Annotated in this window: 1 protein-coding gene; it reads right to left on the minus strand. The window is 40.7% G+C overall.

Annotated elements, in window-relative coordinates; all coding sequences use genetic code 11:
• The coding region (locus QUB35_RS38805) for an ATP-binding protein (protein ID WP_445252135.1) at positions 1-2,298 on the minus strand (2,298 nt) is incomplete at both ends.

Below are 2,298 nucleotides of genomic sequence, written 5' to 3' on the forward strand. Positions count from 1 at the left end.
AAATCTAGCGTCTCACCCAAATTGCTGCTAGTAGTCGCCGTCGTTGTGCGGTTAACCTTTGTTTGAGTAGTTGTCTTCCCTGATGTTCTCACTATTAATTGGGGATACTTTTCCTCCAAACTCTCAACTTTACGTTTAGCCCCCCAGTATTGGTAGCCATAGTGGGCTTTAGTCAGGTAGATGTGGGCAAATTCTTCTTTATCTTTCCCCAACCAGAACTTAGCAGCCAGCTCCGCCGCCAGCGCTTCATTCTGAATAAAATCATGCTCTCTAGCCTCAGCTATCGCGCGATCGTACAAATCCATCGCCGACAAATCTCGACCTGAAATTCTCGCCATTTCTGCCGCCACTAGCGAGAATTTATGTGCAAAACTTTCCGAGCAGTTGTCCGCCCAAACTTTGATTTGTTTCTGATTAGCTTCTAATTGCTGCCAGTAATCTTGTCGCTCCGATTCAGAAACCTCTGAATACAGAGCCGTTAAAATCAGACAACGGTAAAAATAATGGTGAGCACTAGAAATATGGCCCATCAAATAATCAATCAGCTCTGCCGCGCGTTCAGATGCTTCTAGCGCCTCACTATACTGTTCGTAAAGATATAAAGTCTGCGCTTTTAAAACATAAAACTCGCACAGCGCTGCCATGCTTTTACGGCCCTGAAAATTTTCTAAATGCTGTTTTTCGCTAACTTCATCCTCTTCGCCCATCAAATTTAAAATTGCTATCTTATTAGCAATAATAATATCAATTGCCCATAAATTTTTAGTTTGCTCGCAAAAATGGAGCGACTTGCCAATATCTTCCAAGAGACTATTCAAATTCATGCCTTGGAAGAAATAGGTAATAGTTTGAAACATCCGGTTATAACCCGTCCATTGCAAATTACCAGATTGCAAGCCAACTTTATAACCTTCGTTATTAATTTCCGCCGTAGTTTTGAGCGGTCTCACCCAGCAGTTTAAGTAATTGGCAAAAATCACACTATCTTGGCAGTTTTGAGACAAGTTATTTGAATTTTCGCTCAGAGTCAGAGCGAGTCTGCCAAACTCATAAGCCGATTGGTAATCCCCTAAAATTGAATTCAGGATAATTCCATAACATGAATAGCAGTAAGACCCTCCCGCTACAAAACCGTACTTGAGAGAAAGGTTAATCGCTTTGATCACAGTCAACTTCCACAGTTCTTGAGATGAAAAGAACGTTAGCGGCCCCATGTTACCCAATAATTTCATAGCCATTTGTTGAGCCGGCTCTTTCATCTTTTCGGCATTAATTAATGCAGCAATTTCTTGGTTAGCCAAGTTGGCTTTAGCTGCCGCCATTTCCGCATTAACCGCCTCGCTTAAATTATCTTCATCCAAGTCTATGCCCAGCAATTGAAGGGCTTTTAATCCAGATTGAATTGCTTCTTGATATTTACTTAGCAGAGTGTACTGCACGATCAAAATGTTGTAAATTTCGGCTTTTTCTAGCTCTGATTTAGCCTGGGCAAATGCCACTTCTATTAAAGCTTCTGATTCTTCAAAATTGCCGTTTAAATATTCGGCTTCGGCTAGCTCCTTATGAAAGGTAAAAGCTAGTTCGTAGGATTCTTGCCAAATATCGCCCGGTAAAATTTCTAGACCGAATTTTAAGTAATCTCTGGCAGCAGCATAAGCCGTTGCATCTTTGGCTTTGCGAGCGGCTGTTAAATTTAAAATAGCGAGTTCAGTTTTCTCGCGTTCATCAATGATTAAATTCCGACCCGAATTTAAATGATCGGCAATTTCAAAAATTCTTTCGGCGCGTCGCTCAGGAGAAATATTTGCCAGTAACAGACGACCAATTTGTAGGTGAATTGCTGTTTGCAGTTTTGAGTCAATCAAAGCGTAACCTGACTGCTGCACGCGGTCGTGCAAAAATCTATAAGTAGTAATTACCAAGTCGGAGTTAATTATTTCTGATTCGGTAGCACCTAACTCAGAAGTAGTTAAGATTAATCCCTCTTGGATGGCTGGCAATAGTTCTTGAAACGTGGCTTCCCAAGATTTCTCATTAATAATTGAAAGAGTGTTTAAGTCAAAACTATTACCCACGCAAGCAGCCAACCGCAAAACTTGCTGAGTTGATGCGGGCAGTCTTTTCAATTTGCCAATCATCAATTCAATGACGTTATCAGTAATACCTACGGATTCAATTTCGGAAATATTCCAATCCCAGTTTCTTTCATGAAAATTGAATGTCAGCAGGTTTTCTTGATAGAGAGTTTTGAGAAACTGATTGACAAAAAAAGGATTGCCTTGAGTTTTACTGACCACT

The sequence above is a fragment of the Microcoleus sp. B13-B6 genome, assembly GCF_036705405.1.
Taxonomy (GTDB): Bacteria; Cyanobacteriota; Cyanobacteriia; order Cyanobacteriales; family Microcoleaceae; genus Microcoleus.